The organism is Pseudomonas sp. TE6283, from assembly GCF_054060555.1.
On the sequence record NZ_JBSSDH010000002.1, the window covers coordinates 66,636 to 84,493 of the forward strand.

The 17,858-nt window shown below is 63.7% G+C and carries 16 protein-coding genes and 1 pseudogene; 3 read left to right on the forward strand and 14 right to left on the reverse strand.

The genetic code is table 11. The features are described 5' to 3' along the window. Nucleotides 1-21 precede the first annotated feature (21 nt). Nucleotides 22-927 (reverse strand): LysR family transcriptional regulator, encoded by a 906-nt coding sequence (locus ACVWZ5_RS03875; RefSeq protein WP_028688428.1) that lies wholly within the window; start codon nt 925-927, stop codon nt 22-24. A 122-nt stretch (nt 928-1,049) separates the two neighbouring features. Here ACVWZ5_RS03875 and ACVWZ5_RS03880 point away from each other — a divergent pair, with 122 nt between their 5' ends. Further along, nucleotides 1,050-2,291, forward strand: coding sequence for an MFS transporter (locus ACVWZ5_RS03880; protein ID WP_062572572.1), 1,242 nt, complete (start codon nt 1,050-1,052; stop codon nt 2,289-2,291). A 34-nt stretch (nt 2,292-2,325) separates the two neighbouring features. Here ACVWZ5_RS03880 and ACVWZ5_RS03885 read toward each other — a convergent pair whose 3' ends face one another. Beyond that, nucleotides 2,326-2,898: a DUF2780 domain-containing protein gene (locus ACVWZ5_RS03885; protein WP_062572571.1), complete on the reverse strand. Its 573-nt coding sequence runs from the start codon at nt 2,896-2,898 to the stop codon at nt 2,326-2,328. Nucleotides 2,899-3,072: 174 nt separating this feature from the next. Further along, nucleotides 3,073-3,351, reverse strand: coding sequence for a hypothetical protein (locus tag ACVWZ5_RS03890; protein WP_062572570.1), 279 nt, complete (start codon nt 3,349-3,351; stop codon nt 3,073-3,075). Nucleotides 3,352-3,752: 401 nt separating this feature from the next. Between ACVWZ5_RS03890 and ACVWZ5_RS03895 the strand changes: the two genes are divergently transcribed. Continuing rightward, on the forward strand, nt 3,753-4,583 hold the full coding sequence (locus ACVWZ5_RS03895; protein WP_186599680.1) for an RHS repeat-associated core domain-containing protein: 831 nt from the start codon (nt 3,753-3,755) through the stop codon (nt 4,581-4,583). A gap of 90 nt (nt 4,584-4,673) precedes the next feature. Here ACVWZ5_RS03895 and fdhA read toward each other — a convergent pair whose 3' ends face one another. The 7 genes from fdhA to ACVWZ5_RS03930 form a co-directional block, all read right to left on the reverse strand. Then, on the reverse strand, nt 4,674-5,873 hold the full coding sequence (fdhA, locus tag ACVWZ5_RS03900) for a formaldehyde dehydrogenase, glutathione-independent (RefSeq protein ID WP_069015871.1): 1,200 nt from the start codon (nt 5,871-5,873) through the stop codon (nt 4,674-4,676). A 289-nt stretch (nt 5,874-6,162) separates the two neighbouring features. Further along, nucleotides 6,163-7,020, reverse strand: coding sequence for a formyltetrahydrofolate deformylase (gene purU, locus ACVWZ5_RS03905; RefSeq protein ID WP_062572568.1), 858 nt, complete (start codon nt 7,018-7,020; stop codon nt 6,163-6,165). A 12-nt stretch (nt 7,021-7,032) separates the two neighbouring features. Continuing rightward, nucleotides 7,033-7,665, reverse strand: a complete 633-nt coding sequence (locus ACVWZ5_RS03910; protein ID WP_084942005.1) for a sarcosine oxidase subunit gamma — start codon at nt 7,663-7,665, stop codon at nt 7,033-7,035. Between the two features lie 135 nt (nt 7,666-7,800). Beyond that, nucleotides 7,801-10,818, reverse strand: coding sequence for a sarcosine oxidase subunit alpha (locus tag ACVWZ5_RS03915; RefSeq protein WP_062572566.1), 3,018 nt, complete (start codon nt 10,816-10,818; stop codon nt 7,801-7,803). Continuing rightward, complete coding sequence (locus ACVWZ5_RS03920) at nt 10,815-11,150, reverse strand: sarcosine oxidase subunit delta (protein ID WP_028688435.1); 336 nt, start codon at nt 11,148-11,150, stop codon at nt 10,815-10,817. Before ACVWZ5_RS03920 ends, ACVWZ5_RS03915 begins: the two co-directional genes overlap by 4 nt. A gap of 16 nt (nt 11,151-11,166) precedes the next feature. Continuing rightward, nucleotides 11,167-12,417 (reverse strand): sarcosine oxidase subunit beta family protein, encoded by a 1,251-nt coding sequence (locus ACVWZ5_RS03925; protein WP_011536148.1) that lies wholly within the window; start codon nt 12,415-12,417, stop codon nt 11,167-11,169. Between the two features lie 15 nt (nt 12,418-12,432). Next, nucleotides 12,433-13,686, reverse strand: coding sequence for a serine hydroxymethyltransferase (locus ACVWZ5_RS03930; protein ID WP_457340423.1), 1,254 nt, complete (start codon nt 13,684-13,686; stop codon nt 12,433-12,435). Between the two features lie 272 nt (nt 13,687-13,958). Here ACVWZ5_RS03930 and ACVWZ5_RS03935 point away from each other — a divergent pair, with 272 nt between their 5' ends. Continuing rightward, nucleotides 13,959-14,999, forward strand: coding sequence for a threonine aldolase family protein (locus ACVWZ5_RS03935; protein ID WP_028688437.1), 1,041 nt, complete (start codon nt 13,959-13,961; stop codon nt 14,997-14,999). A 78-nt stretch (nt 15,000-15,077) separates the two neighbouring features. Here the strand turns inward: ACVWZ5_RS03935 and ACVWZ5_RS03940 are convergent, their stop codons facing one another. The 4 genes and pseudogenes from ACVWZ5_RS03940 to ACVWZ5_RS03955 form a co-directional block, all read right to left on the reverse strand. Next, the gene (locus ACVWZ5_RS03940; RefSeq protein ID WP_410175753.1) at nt 15,078-15,815 is read right to left on the reverse strand and encodes a methyl-accepting chemotaxis protein; all 738 of its coding nucleotides are present in this window, start codon (nt 15,813-15,815) and stop codon (nt 15,078-15,080) included. A gap of 123 nt (nt 15,816-15,938) precedes the next feature. Then, nucleotides 15,939-17,015 (reverse strand): annotated as a pseudogene (locus ACVWZ5_RS03945) (HAMP domain-containing protein); the annotation flags it as partial. A gap of 135 nt (nt 17,016-17,150) precedes the next feature. Beyond that, a complete protein-coding gene (locus ACVWZ5_RS03950) occupies nt 17,151-17,453 on the reverse strand; it encodes a cell division protein ZapA (protein ID WP_062572563.1) in 303 nt (100 codons plus the stop codon). Then, nucleotides 17,450-17,680, reverse strand: a complete 231-nt coding sequence (locus ACVWZ5_RS03955; RefSeq protein ID WP_028688440.1) for a hypothetical protein — start codon at nt 17,678-17,680, stop codon at nt 17,450-17,452. Before ACVWZ5_RS03955 ends, ACVWZ5_RS03950 begins: the two co-directional genes overlap by 4 nt. Between the last annotated feature and the right edge of the window lie 178 nt (nt 17,681-17,858).

Sequence of the window (17,858 nt, forward strand, 5' to 3'; positions counted from 1 at the left end):
GTATGTGGTCAGCGCAGCGGTTTAGCCAGCACCTTCGGGCTGTTCCAGCCCGGCCAGCAGGGCGATGAAGGCATTGGCCATGGCCGAGCCGGGCGCCTCGCGACGTACCAGCCACACGGCGGTCATGGCCTCTTCGTCGAGCAACGTGCGGTACACCACGCCTTCGATGCGCATGCGCTGGAACGAGGCCGGCAATACCGAAACGCCCAGCCCCGCCGACACCAGGCCGATGATGGTCATCGCCTCACCGGCTTCCTGGGCGAAATGCGGGCTGAAACCCGCCTGGCGCGCCAGGCTCAGCAACTGGGCATGCAGGCCACTGCCGTAGCTGCGCGGGAAGAATACGAACGGCTCATGGGCCAGGGCCTGCATGTGCACACCCTGCTCACTGCCAATGGCCAGCGGATGCGATGCATTGAGCACAGCCACCAGGGGCTCGCGGAACAGCTCGGTGCAGGCGATCCCTTCCGGCAACGGCATCGGTCGCATCAGGCCGATTTCGATGGACTCATCGAACACCGCCTCCACCACTTCACGGCTGCTCATTTCCTTGAGGTTGAGGTGCACTGACGGATAGCGCTGGCGGAAGGCCCGAATTGCCTGGGGAATCCGCGAGGTGAACGGTGCCGACGAGGTGAAGCCGATCTTCATCTCGCCCAGTTCACCCAGTTGCGCTCGCCGCGCCACGTCGGCGGCCTTCTCTACCTGCGCCAGCACCTGGCGCGCCTCCTCGAGGAACAATCGCCCGGCCTCGCTCAACTCGACCCGACGGTTGGTGCGCTCGAACAGGCGCGCTCCCAACTCCTGTTCCAGTGCCTGGATCTGCTGGCTCAAGGGTGGCTGGGAAATACCCAGCTGCTGAGCGGCGCGGCCGAAGTGCAGCTCCTCGGCCACGGCGATGAAATAGCGCAAGTGACGCAGCTCCATGATCGACTCCAAACAGGTCGTAAAACGTCTTGAACAGGTCGAACAATATATTGGATCTAATCATTAGCCAGCTATATGCTTTTTTTACCGCAGCACCGGCCCCAGCGCCCGAGGTACCCTCCGTGAGATCCGTCGTAGTCCCCCTGCCTGCCGAACCCGAGCCTGTCGTCGACGATACCTGGATCGAGAAAGGCTCCCCCGCCTTCATGAAGACCGTGCTGGCCCTGTTCAGCGGTGGCTTCGCCACCTTTGCCCTGTTGTACTGCGTGCAGCCGATGATGCCGCTGCTGTCCCGGGAGTTTTCCATCAATGCCGCGCAGAGCAGCCTGGTGCTGTCGGTGTCCACCGCCATGCTGGCATTCGGGCTGCTGGTCACCGGGCCGATCTCCGACCGCATCGGGCGCAAGCCGGTGATGGTCTTCGCCCTGCTCTGCGCCGCCCTGTCGACCCTGGCCAGCGCGGTGATGCCGAGCTGGGAGCTGGTGCTGGCGACGCGCGCCCTGGTGGGTTTGTCGTTGAGCGGCCTGGCGGCGGTGGCGATGACCTACCTGAGCGAAGAAATCCACCCGCAGCACATCGGCCTGGCCATGGGCCTGTACATCGGTGGCAACGCCATCGGCGGCATGAGCGGGCGCCTGATCACCGGCGTGCTGATCGACTTCGTCAGCTGGCACACGGCGATGCTCACCATCGGCGGATTGGCCCTGGCAGCGGCGCTGGTGTTCTGGAAAGTGCTACCCGAATCGCGCAACTTCCGGCCCCAGGCCCTGAATCCGCGCAGCCTGCTGGACGGCTTCGCCATGCACTTCAAGGACGCAGGGCTGCCCTGGCTGTTCCTCGAAGCCTTCCTGCTGATGGGCGCCTTCGTCACCCTGTTCAACTACATCGGCTACCGCCTGCTGGCCGGGCCCTATCACATGAACCAGGCGCTGGTCGGGTTGCTGTCGGTGGTGTACCTGTCGGGGATCTACAGCTCAGCGCAGGTCGGCGCCCTGGCCGACAGGCTGGGCCGACGCAGGGTGTTCTGGGCCAGCATTTTGGTGATGGCCAGCGGCCTGCTGATGACCCTGGCCAACCCACTGGCGATGATCATCGTCGGCATGCTGGTGTTCACCTTCGGCTTCTTCGGCGCGCACTCGGTGGCCAGCAGCTGGATCGGCCGCCGGGCGCTGAAGGCCAAGGGACAGGCGTCTTCGCTGTACCTGTTCTGCTACTACGCGGGATCAAGCGTCGCCGGGACTGCCGGCGGGGTGTTCTGGCACCGGTGGGGCTGGAACGGGACAGGACTGTTCATTGCCAGCCTGCTGGCGGTCGCGTTGCTGGTGGCGCTGCGCCTGAGCAAGTTGGCGCCTAAATCGAGCTGATCCCTGCGCCGCTCAATGCCGATGTCAGGTGTGCTCAGACCGATGGCTGGCTCAAGGGTGCCGGGGTATTCCACAAACTCCCCAGATTCTGCAGCAACGACCCGGCAATCCCCTGCTGCCCCAGGTACTGCAGGATCAACGGCGCAAACTGCCCGATCATCCCGGTGTCCATGCCCAGCGCCTTGAAGGCGGTGTCCAGGTCGCTACGGTTCTGCACCTCGCCCCCCAGCGCTTGGCTCAGCGCCGAGCTGTTCTTGTCATTGCCGAGCAACTGCCCCAGGCCGCTCAGCCCACCCAACGCATTGGTACCGGACAGCAGGTCCAGCCCGGGTACGGCCTTGGTCAGTTGCCCATAGTCGTCGCCGCTGAGGTTGTTGCGCGCCAGCCCCAGCATCGCCCCGGCACCACCGATGGCCTGCTCGGGGGTGATCTTCAACTCGCTGCCCAAGGTGTTGAGCAGGTTGGCCTGGCCTGCCGGCGCCTGCACCTGGCCCTGTTGATTCGGGTTCTGCATGGCCGAGACGGCATTGGCCGCGTCGCTGAGGTTGAAGGCGAACACCGGGCTTGCGGCCAGGGTCATCAGGGTTGCCAGGGTGAATGCTTTCATCGGAAGGGACCTCGTCGGCCGGAATGGCCGGGAAACGAGGGGTTGGACTGGAGCACCAGGGGTTTGTTCCGGGCCGGCCATCGGTGTTCATTGCAAGGGCCTTATCGCGGGCAAGCCCGCTCCCACAGATTGGCACAGGGCCTCGTGGGAGCGGGCTTGCCCCGCGATGGACATTTACTGGCCAGCTCTGTTTTCCACCGCACTGGCCAGCGCATCCGCCTGTCCCCAGGCGATCTGCATGGCCCTTAGCCCAAGCTTGAGCAACTGCCGCGTCTCCTCGTCCTCGATGCGGTCAAGCGCCCGGTGGCTGTCGCTGAAGGCGAACATCAGGTAGTGGGAGACGTTGGCCAGCACGTACTCCATGGGCACGACACCGTCGTGGATGGCGCGGGCGAGGGATTTGTCGGGGGGTAAGGCGAATTGGTGGGGTGGATCGGGGACGATCTTTTTCATGGCAGTCACCTGAATGCAGTGATGCTGCACCATTCGTTTCCACACAAAAGGGTGGCAGCTGTACACGGGGTGGAAACCCGGATGCATTCAGGAAAGCCCGGTAGGCACAAAGCCTCCCGCGCACAGCCGCCATGACGACACGTTCCAGAATGCATATCCGGGTTTCCACACCCGATCGCTGAACCGACAGCGACCGAGAGAGCCTAGTGGGCAAAAATTCCCCGGACAATCAGACGTGAATCGACAGACTGCATAGGGTATTTCCTTCGACCACACGTTTTTATCAGAAGATCACCTGTAAGCGAGTAGGAATATTCCGTACACCTAGTATTTTTACCAGTTGCGGGCTCACCAACCTCCCCACAAAGTTCTGCATCAGCAAACTCACAATCGGAGGACCTATGACACAGGACCACAAAGCCAGCAGGGCAACCAATCTATTGATAACAGATGGGCCAGGCTCTGTTCTGCGTGAGTTATCTAGTCACATATATTACACTTACACACCTTTCGGCTATGACGCCCCCAGAGCAAATGGCAGACCATTGCTAGGGTTTAACTCGCAGCTTCTTGACCTTTCTTGCACCTACCTTCTAGGAAACGGATATCGCGCATACAACCCAACTGCAATGCGCTTCAACTCACCAGATAGCCTCAGCCCATTCAGCGGTGGTGGCATCAACGCATATATTTACTGCTCTAACGACCCAATCAACAACATAGACCCAAGCGGTCACATTCAACGTCCACTGCTACAAATCAACGCAACATATAAAGCCCACAATGGAGTCCTGTATAAAACTATGCCAATCGGGGGGAAACAGCAAATGGTTCTGGCGCCTCCAGGGTCTATGAAGACAATTGCAGAAGGCATTGCTCAATCGCAAACGATACTCGAGACGCTCAATAAATACGCTAACACATTGAAAGCCAAGATACAGCCCGAGCTAAAAACCATACTTAAATCTCAGCAAACCATCGACAAAAACTCCAACACCTTAGCCCAACTACCGATACCCAAACGCGGCGCAAGAGATCGCGACTCAATTCAGAAAATCCACCTAAGATTAAACGTAGAGTCGCAACTAGAGCAGGGAAGAATCAACATAGCACGTAACAGCAAGGCATCAACATTTGCCGAGCTAGAAGAAACCAATAGAGACATCAAAACAATCATTTCCGACATATTCACAGCACAGGCAACCATGAACGCCAGCAGATCCAGAGAATGAATACATACAACCAATAAAACATGCCCGCGCCAGATTTAGCATCCAACACAAACAACAACACCCCTGAACGGGGTGTTGTTGTTTAATATACTAAGCAGCACTAAACGTCCTATGCGGATCAATCACAAACTTCTTCGGCACCCCCGCATCAAACTCCCCATACCCCTCCGGCGCCTGATCCAGGCTGATCACCTGCACCCCCACCACTTCAGCGATGTTGATGCGATCCCACATGATCGCCTGCATCAACTGGCGGTTGTACTTCATGGTCGGGGTCTGCCCGGTGTGGAAGCTGTGGGACTTGGCCCAGCCCAGGCCGAAGCGGATGCTCAGGGCACCGATCTTGGCGGCGGCATCCACCGCGCCCGGATCCTCGGTCACGTACAGGCCCGGAATACCGATCTTGCCGGCCACGCGGGTCACCTGCATCAGTGAGTTGAGCACGGTGGCCGGGGCTTCGTGCTTGGCGCCTTCATGGCCATGGCCACGGGCCTCGAAGCCGACGGCATCGACAGCGCAATCCACTTCCGGCTCACCGAGGATATCGATGATCTGCTCGTGCAGCGGAGTGTCCTTGGACAGGTCGACCACTTCGAAACCTTGCGACTTGGCATGGGCCAGGCGGGCCGGGTTGAGGTCGCCGACGATTACGCAGGCGGCGCCCAGCAGGCGGGCGGACGCGGCGGCGGCCAGGCCGACCGGGCCGGCGCCCGCGACGTAGACGGTGCTGCCCGGGCCGACACCGGCGGTGACGGCGCCGTGGTAACCGGTGGGGAGGATGTCGGACAGGCAGGTAAGGTCGCGGATCTTCTCCATGGCCTTGTCGCGGTCCGGCAGTTTCAGCAGGTTGAAGTCGGCGTAGGGCACCAGCACGTACTCGGCCTGGCCACCGGTCCAGTCGCCCATGTCGACATAGCCGTAGGCGCCTCCGGCGCGAGCCGGGTTGACGGTGAGGCAGACGCCGGTGTGCATCTCCTTGCACGAGCGGCAGCGGCCGCAGGCGACGTTGAAGGGTACCGACACCAGGTCGCCGATTTTCAGGCGTTCGACGTCACGGCCCATTTCGACGATTTCACCGGTGATTTCATGACCCAGGACCAGGCCGACCTGGGCGGTGGTGCGGCCGCGGACCATGTGCTGGTCGGAGCCGCAGATGTTGGTGGAGACCACCTTGAGGATGACACCGTGCTCGATCTTCTTGCCGCGCGGGTCCTGCATCTTGGGGTAGTCGATCTTCTGCACCTCGACCTTGCCCGCGCCGAGATACACCACTCCACGGTTACCAGACATGCTTCTTACCTCGCTTGATTTGTATTTATGCAGCGGTGGTGGAAAGCGCCGCCTTTCCGTGGGCGGCCTGTGTTACTGGAATGAGGGGAATTGTGGGCTGGATGGGAGGTGGGGCGGTGACTGGATGCGACAGGCAGATACCTGTTCACGGCAGGCCAAAAGCCGGGGCCGCTCTGCGGCCCTTTCGCGACACAAGGCCGCTCCTACATGGCCAGCGCAACACCTGAGACTTGTGCTGTACCTGTGGGAGCGGCCTTGTGTCGCGATGGGCTGCAAAGCAGCCCCAATGTCAAAGCACCACAGTCCGATTGGCGTTGAGGAACACCCGCCGTTCGATGTGATAACCCACAGCCCGCGCCAGGGTCAGGCACTCGATATCGCGCCCCTTGGCGATCAGGTCCTCGGGATAGTGCGCATGGTCAACCACCTCGACGCCCTGGGCGATGATCGGCCCTTCGTCCAGGTCGTTGTTGATGTAGTGCGCCGTGGCGCCAACCATCTTCACGCCCTTGTTGTAGGCCTGGTGATACGGTTTGGCGCCCTTGAACCCGGGCAGCAACGAGTGGTGGATGTTGATCGCCCAGCCATCCAGCCGCCGGCACAGCTCCGGCGACAGCACCTGCATGTAGCGGGCGAGGATCACCAGTTCGGCGCCGCTCTCCTCGATCACCTGCAGCACCTTGCGTTCCTGCGCCGGCTTGTCGTTGGGGTCGAGGGCGAAGTGGTAATAGGGGATCTTGTGCCAGTGGGCCAACGGTTCGAGGTCGGGGTGGTTCGATACTACAGCGACCACGTCCATCGTGAGCTGGCCGATACGCTGGCGGTACAGCAGGTCGTTAAGGCAGTGGTCGGCCTTGGACACCATGATCACCACCTTGGGGCGGTGATTCGGCGCGGTCAGCTCGAACGCCATGCCAAAGGCTTCGCTGCGCTCGGCCAGGCCTGCGCGAAAACCATCCTCATCGAAGCCATCGGGGGCGCGGAACTCCACGCGAATGAAGAACCGCCCCGACAGCCGGTCATCGAAGGAATGGTGCTCGGTGACGTAGCAGCGCTGCTCGTAGAGATGACGCGTCACCACATCGACCGTGCCGAGCATGCTCGGGCAGTCGGCAGTGAGAATCCAGGTGTCCGGTGCCCGACTCATGGGTAATGCTCCTTACGCTTCGATGGCCAGGCCGTATTCGGCCGACGCGTCCTGCAGCCACAGCCACCAGTAGTCGGAGAAGCTGCGGCGGATCACCAGTTCCCAGGTGTCCTCGGCGGTGCGCCGGATCACCAGTTGCGACTTGGCGAACACGGTGCCGACGGCCTTGCCCACCGGGAAGTTGTTCGGGTGTACATCATAGCTGGTGGATTTCATCAGCACGTCGCGCACATGGGGGCCGCGCAACTCGAGCAGGGTCTGCCCGCCACTGACGTTGACCACCTGGATGTGCTGGCCGTCGAGGGCGTCGCGCAGCTTCTGCTCGACGGCGAATTCCTGGCCGCCGGGGACGATCAGCAGCCACTCGTCCGGGCCCACCCATTGCAGCGACATCTCGCTGTTGGCGACCACGGTCAGGGCCACCGGCAGCTCCAGGCCCAGGGCCTTGTGCACGCCGCCGGCGAAGGCCTGGTCATGGCCATTGCCACGGATAGTCAGGTGGCCGAGGAGTTTCTTCTCGCGCAGGGTCACGCCTGCGTTCTTGCGACCCTTGCCGACCAGGCTGGCCAGGTCGGCGTGGTGCAGCGGCGACTGGGCCTTGGCATCGCTGCCTGGGTTTTGCTGGAAGACGTTGATAGCGCTCATTTCTTACCTGCCTTTAATTCTTGTGCGAGGAACCACTGACCTCGTGGGAGCGGGCTTGCCCCGCGATAGCGGCATCAAGGCCACCATCGCATCGCGGGGCCAGCCCGCTCCCACAAAGATCGCGTCATCCTGATATCAAACGTTCTGCCGCTCGCCCTTCGGATCGAAGAACACCGAAGACACGATCTCGGCCTCGATCACGCTGCCGTCGGCCTGGGGCGAATACACCCGCTCGCCCATGCGCTTGAGACCGCCCTTGACCACGCCCATGGCGAACGAATAGCCCAGGGAGTTGGCCGCGTAGCTGGAGGTGACGTGGCCGACCATGTCCATCGGGATCGGCTGCTTGGGATCGAACACCAGCTGGGCGCCTTCCGGCAGCCACACGTTCGGGTCCACGGGCTTCAGGCCAACCAGCTGCTTGCGGTTCTCTCGCACGGTGTCTTCACGGTTCATGCCGCGCAGGCCGATCCACGAGAAGGCCTTGTTGCGGCCCACGCACCAGCTCATGTTGAGGTCGTCCGGGGTCATCGAGCCGTCGGTGTCCTGGCCGACGATGATGAAGCCCTTCTCGGCGCGCAGCACGTGCATGGTCTCGGTGCCGTACGGGGTCAGGTTGTACTTCTTGCCCGCCTCGACGATCTGCTCCAGCACGCCCATGGCGTAGTTGGCCTGGACGTTGATCTCGTACGACAGCTCGCCGGTGAACGAGATGCGGAACACCCGTGCCGGCACGCCGCCAACCAGGCCTTCCTTCCAGCTCATGAACGGGAAGCCTTCCTTGTCCAGGTCGATGTCGCTGACCTCGGCCAGCAGCTTGCGGCTGTTGGGGCCGGACAGGGTCATGGTCGCCCAGTGGTCGGTGACCGAGGTGAAGTACACCTTCATCTCTGGCCATTCGGTCTGGTGGTACAGCTCCAGCCACTGCAGCACACGGGCGGCGCCGCCGGTGGTGGTGGTCATGATGAAGTGGTTGTCGCCGACGCAGGCGGTCACGCCGTCGTCGAAGACCATGCCGTCTTCCTTGCACATCAGGCCGTAGCGGGCCTTGCCCACGTCGAGCTTGGTCCAGGCGTTGGTGTAGATGCGGTTGAGGAATTCGCGCGCGTCCGGGCCCTGGATGTCGATCTTGCCCAGGGTCGAGGCGTCCAGCAGGCCGACGCTGTCACGCACGGCCTTGCATTCGCGGGCCACGGCGGTGTGGATATCTTCGCCGGGCTTGGGGAAGTACCACGGGCGCTTCCACTGGCCGACGTCCTCGAACTCGGCGCCGTTCTTGATGTGCCAGGCATGCAGGGCGGTGAAGCGCACCGGCTCGAACAGGTGGCCGCAGTGCCGGCCCGCCACCGCGCCGAAGGTCACCGGCGTGTAGTTGGGGCGGAACATGGTGGTGCCCATTTCCGGGATGCCGATCCCGAGCGAGCGGGCGGCGATGGCCAGGCCGTTGATGTTGCCCAGCTTGCCCTGGTCGGTGCCGAAGCCCAGGGCGGTGTAGCGCTTGACGTGCTCGACCGACTCGAAGCCTTCGCGGGTGGCCAGCTCGATGGCGGCGGCGGTGACATCGTTCTGCTGGTCGACGAACTGCTTCGGCGCACGGGCGGTGCCCTTGTCGTGGGGCACCTGGAACAGCGCCACGGTGGCTTCTTCCTTGCGCGCCAGGGTTTTCGGCAAGGTGCCGACGCTGGCCTTGAAGCCGGCTTCGGTGGCGGCGCGAACACCGCCCTCGAAGCCGTCAGCGATCACATCGCCCAGGGCATAGACGCCGTTCACGCCACCGACGCACACGCGCTTCTGCGGTGCGTCGCCCGGCACGAAGCCGAGGATGTCTTCACGCCAGACCGGGCGACCGCCCAGGTGCGAGGCCAGGTGGACCACTGGGCTGTAACCGCCGGAAGTCGCGATCAGGTCGCACTCGAGGGTTTCACCCGGGCTGGTGACCTTGTGCGCCTGCACATCGATGGCGGCCACGCGGGCGCCAGTGACGTGCTTGCTGCCCTTGGCCTCGATCACGGCGCTGGAGGTGAGGATACGGATACCTTTGGCGCGAGCCTCTTCGACCAGCGAACCGCGTGGGTTGTGGCGGGCATCGGCAATGGCGACCACCTGCAGACCCGCGTCGTGCCAGTCCAAAGCACAGCGGTAGGCGTGGTCGTTGTTGGTCGACAGCACCAGCTTGCGGCCCGGCGCCACGCCATAGCGGCGCACGTAGGTGGACACGGCACCCGCCAGCATGTTGCCCGGCAGGTCGTTGTTGCCGTACACCAGCGGGCGCTCATGGGCGCCGGCAGCCAGGACCACACGGTTGGCGCGCACACGGTGCACGCGTTGGCGTACCTGGCCGATGGGCGCACGATCGCCAAGGTGGTCGGTCAGACGCTCGTGGATGGTCAGGAAGTTGTGGTCGTGATAGCCGTTGACCGTGCTGCGTGGCAGCAGGGTGACTTCCGGCAGCGACTCCAGCTCGGCAACGACGGCATTGACCCAGTCGACGGCTGGTTTGCCATCAAGGGTTTCGCGGCTGTCGAGCAAGGTGCCGCCGAACTCCTCCTGCTCGTCCGCCAGGATCACCCGGGCGCCGCTGCGCGCGGCAGCCAGCGCAGCGGCCAGGCCAGCAGGGCCGGCGCCGACGATCAGCACGTCGCAGTGCTGGTTCATGTAGTCGTAGCTGTCCGGATCGTTCTGCAGCGGCGCACGGCCCAGGCCCGCCGCCTTGCGGATGTACTTCTCGTAGGTCATCCAGAACGACTTGGGGTACATGAAGGTCTTGTAGTAGAACCCGGGCGGCATCATGTTGCCGCCGACCTTGCCGATGATGCCCATCATGTCGTTGTTGACGTTCGGCCAGCCGTTGGTGCTGGTGGCCACCAGGCCGGCATACAGGGCCTGCTGGGTGGCGCGCACGTTGGGGATCTGGGTGGCTTCGCTGGAGCCGATCTGCAGGATCGCGTTCGGCTCCTCGGTGCCGGCGGCGATGATCCCGCGCGGGCGCGAGTACTTGAAGCTGCGCCCGACGATGTCGACGCCGTTGGCCAGCAGCGCGGCGGCCAGGGTGTCGCCGGCATAGCCCTGGTAGGTCTTGCCGTTGAAGCTGAAGTTCAGCACCTTGCTGCGGTCGATACGGCCGCCGCTGGCGAGGCGATAGGTCTGGCTCATACTTTTTCCCCTTGGCCCTTGGCGGTCGCTGGCGCGGTGCTCTGTTTCGAGGCGGCGGTAACCTGCGGCTTCTCGCCGATCTTGTAGGTTTCCAGGATTTCGTAGGTCACGGTGTCGCGGGTGACGTTGAAGTACTGGCGACAGCCCGCGACGTGGTCCCACAGTTCGTGGTGGATGCCGCGCGGGTTGTCGCGGAAGAACATGTAGGTGCCCCACTCCTCGTCGGAGCAGGCGTTGGGGTCCAGCGGGCGGGCGATGTGCGCCTGGCCCGACGCGTGGAATTCTTCCTCGGAGCGCAGCTCGCCGCAGTGGGGACAGAAGATTTGCAACATGACGGTTGTCTCCGGGTCAGTGGGCGACGGCAGCGGCGCCGTGTTCGTCGATCAGCGCGCCGTTGTAGAAACGGTCGATGGAGAAAGGCGCGGCCAGCGGGTGCATCTCGCCCTTGGCCAGGCTCGCGGCGAACACGTTGCCCGAACCCGGGGTGGCCTTGAAGCCGCCGGTGCCCCAGCCGCAGTTGAAGAACATGTTCTTCACCGGGGTCTTGGAGATGATCGGGCAGGCATCGGGGGTGGTGTCGACGATGCCGCCCCACTGGCGGTTCATGCGCACCCGGGAGAGGATCGGGAACATCTCGACGATCGCCTGCAGGGTGTGCTCGATGATCGGGTACGAGCCGCGCTGGCCGTAGCCGACCCAGCCGTCGATACCGGCGCCGATCACCAGGTCGCCCTTGTCGGACTGGCTGATGTAGCCGTGCACGGCGTTGGACATGATCACGCTGTCGATGATCGGCTTGATCGGCTCCGATACCAACGCCTGCAATGGGTGGGATTCCAGCGGCAGGCGGAAGCCTGCCAGCTTGGCCATGTGGCCAGAGTTACCCGCAGTGACCACGCCGACGCGCTTGGCGCCAATGAAGCCCTTGTTGGTTTCGACACCGATCACGGCGCCATTCTCTTTACGGAAGCCGATCACCTCGGTCTGCTGGATCAGGTCCACGCCCAGGGCGTCGGCGGCACGGGCGAAGCCCCAGGCCACGGCATCGTGGCGGGCCACGCCGCCACGCCGTTGCACGGTGGCGCCGAGGATCGGATAGCGGGTGTTCTTCGAGCAGTCCAGGTACGGGATCTCGGCCGCCACCTGCTCGGTGCGGATCAACTCGCCGTCCACGCCATTGAGGCGGTTGGCGTTGACCCGACGCTCGGAGTCGCGGATGTCCTGCAGGGTGTGGCACAGGTTGTAGACGCCGCGCTGGGAGAACATCACGTTGTAGTTGATGTCCTGGGAAAGCCCCTCCCACAGTTTCATGGCGTGTTCATACAGGTGCGCCGACTCGTCCCACAGGTAGTTGGAACGCACGATGGTGGTGTTGCGGGCAGTGTTGCCGCCGCCCAGGTAGCCCTTCTCGACCACCGCCACGTTGGTGATGCCGTGTTCCTTGGCCAGGTAGTAGGCAGTCGCCAGGCCATGGCCGCCACCGCCGACGATGACCACGTCGTAGACCTTCTTCGGCGTCGGCGTGCGCCACATGCGCTGCCAGTTCTCGTGGTGGCTGAGAGAGTGCTTGAAAAGGCCGAAGCCCGAATAACGTTGCATGGTGTTCTGCTCCACTCAGCGGTAGACCGGGAAGTCGGCGCACAGGGCGGCGACGTTCTTGGCCACATCGGCCTCGACATCGGCGTCGCCCAGGTTGTCCAGCACATCGCAGATCCAGCCGGCCAGCGCCACGCACTGGGCGACCTTGAAGCCGCGGGTGGTGACGGCCGGGGTGCCGATGCGCAGGCCCGAGGTGACGAACGGCGACTGCGGGTCGTTGGGCACGGCGTTCTTGTTGACGGTGATATGGGCGCGGCCCAGGGCGGCGTCGGCGTCCTTGCCGGTCAGGCCCTGGCGGATCAGGCTGACCAGGAACAGGTGGTTGTCGGTGCCGCCGGAGACCACGTCGTAGCCGCGGTCGATGAACACCTGGGCCATGGCCTGGGCGTTTTCGATGACCTGTTTCTGGTAGCTCTTGAACTCAGGCTCCAGCGCTTCCTTGAAGCACACCGCCTTGGCGGCGATCACGTGCATCAGCGGGCCACCCTGGGCGCCGGGGAACACGGCGGCGTTGAGCTTCTTCTCGATCTCTTCGTTGCTCCTGGCCAGGATCAGGCCACCACGCGGGCCGCGCAGGGTCTTGTGGGTGGTGGTGGTGACGACATCGGCGAAGGGGATCGGGTTCGGGTACAGGCCGGCGGCGACCAGGCCAGCGACGTGGGCCATGTCGACGAACAGCAGCGCGCCGACTTTATCGGCGATCTGGCGGAAACGTGGGAAATCGAGGGTCTTCGAGTAGGCCGAGAAACCGGCGACGATCATATTCGGCTTGTGCTCGACGGCCAGGCGCTCGACTTCGTCGTAGTCGATCAGGCCGGTGGTGGTGTCGATGCCGTACTGCACGGCGTTGTACAGCTTGCCCGAGGACGACACCTTGGCACCGTGGGTCAGGTGGCCGCCATGGGCCAGGCTCATGCCCAGGATGGTATCGCCGGCTTGCAGCAGGGCGAGGTACACGGCGCCGTTGGCCGAGGAGCCGGAGTGCGGCTGGACGTTGGCATAGTCGGCGCCGAACAGCTGCTTGGCGCGCTCGATGGCCAGCGCCTCGACCTTGTCGACGTGCTCGCAGCCGCCGTAGTAGCGCTTGCCCGGGTAGCCCTCGGCGTACTTGTTGGTCAGGCCGCTGCCCTGGGCCTGCATCACGCGCTTGCTGGTGTAGTTCTCCGAGGCGATCAGCTCGATGTGATCTTCCTGGCGCTGTTCCTCGGCATTCATCGCCGCCAGCAGTGCGTCGTCATAACCCTGGATCTGGTCTTGCTTGCTGAACATCGTGTATCTCCCGGCAGCGATCGTTTCTTGTCTGGTGAGGGTTTTCCCACCCTTTGCAGCGATGGTATGACCGGGCACCGGGGCACAGATGCCTGCGCGCGCCTTGCAATGGCGCGTTTACGACATTGTTCAAGGCGCTGAGGAAAGTTGCGTGGGAGCGGCGGTGCGCCGCCGCTCCCACGAGACCGCATCCGGCTCAAACAGCCTGTATAGGCAACCGCCAAATCGATGGTTTAGAGTGCGTTCCTGCGTCGTACAAAAGGACAGGCGTCATGATCGACAACAACCAACAATTCGCCAGCGACAACTACTCCGGCATCTGCCCCGAAGCCTGGGCCGCGATGGAAAAGGCCAACCAGGGCCACGAACGCGCCTACGGCGACGACCAGTGGACCGAACGCGCCTCGGAATACTTCCGCAAGCTGTTCGAGACCGACTGCGAGGTGTTCTTCGCCTTCAACGGTACCGCCGCCAACTCCCTGGCCCTGGCCTCGCTGTGCCAGAGCTACCACAGCGTGATCTGCTCCGAGACCGCCCACGTCGAGACCGACGAATGCGGCGCGCCGGAGTTCTTCTCCAACGGCTCCAAGCTGCTGACCGCCGCCAGCGTCAACGGCAAGCTGACACCCCAGTCGATCCGCGAAGTGGCCCTCAAGCGCCAGGACATCCACTACCCCAAGCCCCGCGTGGTGACCATCACCCAGGCCACCGAAGTGGGCACGGTGTATCGCCCCGACGAGCTCAAGGCGATCAGCGCCACCTGCAAGGAACTGGGCCTGAACCTGCACATGGACGGCGCACGGTTCACCAATGCCTGCGCGTTCCTCGGCTGTTCGCCGGCCGAACTGACCTGGAAGGCCGGGGTCGATGTGCTGTGCTTCGGCGGCACCAAGAACGGCATGGCGGTGGGCGAGGCGATCCTTTTCTTCAACCGCGCCCTGGCCGAGGACTTCGACTACCGCTGCAAGCAGGCCGGGCAGTTGGCATCGAAGATGCGTTTCCTGTCGGCGCCATGGGTTGGTCTGCTAGAAGACGGCGCGTGGATGCGTCATGGCAAGCATGCCAACCACTGCGCGCAGCTGCTGGCATCGCTGGTGAGCGATTTGCCGGAGGTGGAGCTGATGTTCCCGGTGGAGGCCAACGGCGTGTTCCTGCAGATGCCGGAGCATGCGCTGGAAGTGCTGCGCAACAAGGGGTGGCGGTTCTATACCTTCATTGGCAGCGGTGGGGCGCGGTTCATGTGCTCGTGGGATACCCAGGAAGCACGGGTGCGTGAACTGGCGGCGGACATCCGCGCCATCTTTGCTGCCTGATATATCGTCATCACGGGGCAAGCCCGCTCCCACGAGCATTCCAAGCCTCTTGTGGGAGCGGGCTTGCCCCGCGATCAGCTAGAGGCGGAACCCACCCATCTGCCGCGCCAGGTCATCGGCCAGCCCACGCAACGCCTGGCATTCGTCGCGACACCCCTGCACTTCGCTGGCCGTCTGCCGCGCCAGGTCGGAAATCCCCTGTACCGTCCGGTTGATCTCCTCGGTCACCGCCGACTGTTCCTCGGTGGCGGTGGCCACCTGCTCGTTCATGCCGCTGATGCGCTCGACCTGATCGGTGATCGCACCGAGCGAGGTGCCGGTACGCTGGCTCGACTCGACCCCGTTGCCGGTCGCCTGCTGCCCCGCCTGCATCGACGCCACGGCGGTGCCCGCGCCCTGCTTGAGGCGGTGGATCATCTGCTGCACCTCGTCGGTGGATACCTGGGTCCGCCGTGCCAAGGTCCGCACCTCATCGGCCACCACGGCGAAACCCCGGCCCATCTCGCCGGCCCGTGCCGCTTCGATGGCGGCGTTGAGCGCCAGCAGGTTGGTCTGCTCGGAAATGCTGCGGATCACCGCCAGCACTTCGTCAATCGAGGCGACTTCGTCGGCCAGCTGCGTCACCGCCTCGGCGGCGCGGCCGATCTCCCCGGACATGCCTTCGATGTTGTGGATGGAACGGCGCACCACCTCCCGCGCCTGCAGCGCCTCGTCGCGCGCCGACTGCGAGGCATGGGCGGCGGAGCCGGCATTCTGGGCGATGTCCTGCACGGTCAGGCCCATCTCGTGCACGGCGGTGGCGACCATCTCGGTCATTTCCTGCTGGCGGCCCGAGCGCTCGGCGGTGTTGTCCACCACCAGGGTCACCTGCTCCACCGACCGGTGCAGGCGTTCGGTCGTACGCAGCACCTCGCCGATCAGGTCGCGCTGGCTGTCGAGGAAGCGGTTGAAGCCACGGGCCAGGTCGCCCAGTTCGTCCTGGCGCGAGTCGTCCAGGCGATGGCTGAGGTCTCCCGCACCACCGCCGATCTGCACCAATGCGGCAGTGACCTGGCGAATGGGCCGGACCAACCCGCGTGCCAACAGTACCACCAGCAACAGCGAAAGCAGCGCCACGCCTCCGCCGATCAGGCAGGTCTGCCAGATGGCCTGGCGGGCCTGGGCGTAGATCTCGGCTTCCGGCACCTCGGCTACCAGGGTCCAGTTCAGGTCTCGCAGGGGCAGGCCCAGGGCCAGGTAGTCCTTGCCATCACGCTGGAAACGGCTGCTGCGCAGGCCTTCACCGCCCACCAGCACGGCCTTGGCCGCCTCGACGTCCAGCTGCTCGGCAAGCTGGCGCTTGCCGCTGAACTGCTGGTCGGGATGGACCTGGATCAAACCGTCATTGCGCACCAGGAACACTTTGCCGTGCTCGCCGAAACTGAAGTCGTGGATCAGCTTCGACAGCTCGGTCATGCGCAGGCCCATGCCGGCCACGCCGACCAGCTGGCCGTCCTTCTCGACCCGATAGTCGATGAACAGCGCCAGCTCGCCAGTGGAGCCGTCGATATCGATATTGATGAAGCGTTCGGCACCACTGTCGATGTAGCCGTAGAACCACTTGTCCTTGGGATTGGCGCGGCTGAGGGTGCGGTCCAGCCCCTTCTCGTTGTAGTAGTGGCCGGTGACAGTCGAGGCGAACAGAGTGGTGAAGGCGTGGTTGCGCTGCTTGGCCGCCTCCAGGTATTCGATGAAGCGCGGCAGCTCGGCCGGGGCCTCACCGGCGGCCAGCCAGTCGCGAAGGAGCGTGTTGCCGGCAATGTCCGCCGCCGCCACCAGCGGCTGGCCGAGCATGCGCTCGATATCGTTGCGAATGGCTTCGACGCTGGCCGGCAACGCCGTGTCCACCAGGTAGCGCTCGGTCAGGCGGTTGAGCGCCATCGTATAGATCGCCACCACCACCAGGATGCTCGCCAGCAGGGCGGCGCCCATGCTTGCGATCAGTTGCCACTGGATACTCCGCCGCCAGATGCGCATGTTCCACTCCCCGATAATTATTGTTTTTCGGGAAGTGTATACACTTAAGTATCCAGTTGTTCCAGTGATCCGCGACACAATGGCCGCCCTAGTCGCGGGGCAAGCCTGCTACCAGTCGCCGCGCGATGGCGTCAGTCAGACGTCGGAGACGGCCTTGCTGATGGCATCGACCGTGGCGTCGATCTGCGCCTGGGTGCGCTCGAGGGTGCGGTCGTGCTCGCGCTGCAGTTCGATCTGCCGGGAGCACAGGTTCAGGGCGGCCAGCACCAGCAGCTTGTCGCCGATCAAGGTCGGGTAGCTGCGCTTGGTTTCGGCCAGGGCGACATTGAGCATGCGCACGGCTTGGTTCAGGGTTTCTTCCTGGCCCTCGGGAGCCTTCAGCGAATAGTCGTTGCCCAGGATCGACACGACATTGACCGGCTGCGCTTGCAGTCTCATGCGTTCACGACACCCGCGCTGGCGCGCTCGACCAGGGCCTGGATGCGCGCGGCGGTGGCGCCGTGCTTCTCTTCCTGCTCCATCAGCGACAACTGCAGGCTGTCGTTCTCTTCCTTGGCCTGGGCCAGTTCCTGGCCGAGGCTGGCGTTCTGCTCGGCCAGTTGCGCGTTCTTGTGCATCAGGTCGCTGACCAGTTGCTCGAGTTGATTCAGGGAAGTTTCCAACATGCGTCTATCTCGGTTGTTGCAAAGGGCGCACACGATAAGGAAAAACTGCCGCCCCCGCCATTAAATATCGGATTCAAAAGGTGTTTGCCGGGTTCAGGTTGACCCAGGATCGGCTCCCTTGTTCCGGCCTGGATCAACCGCTGGTCAGGAAAATAGTTAGCTGCCTCACATTTCTTGT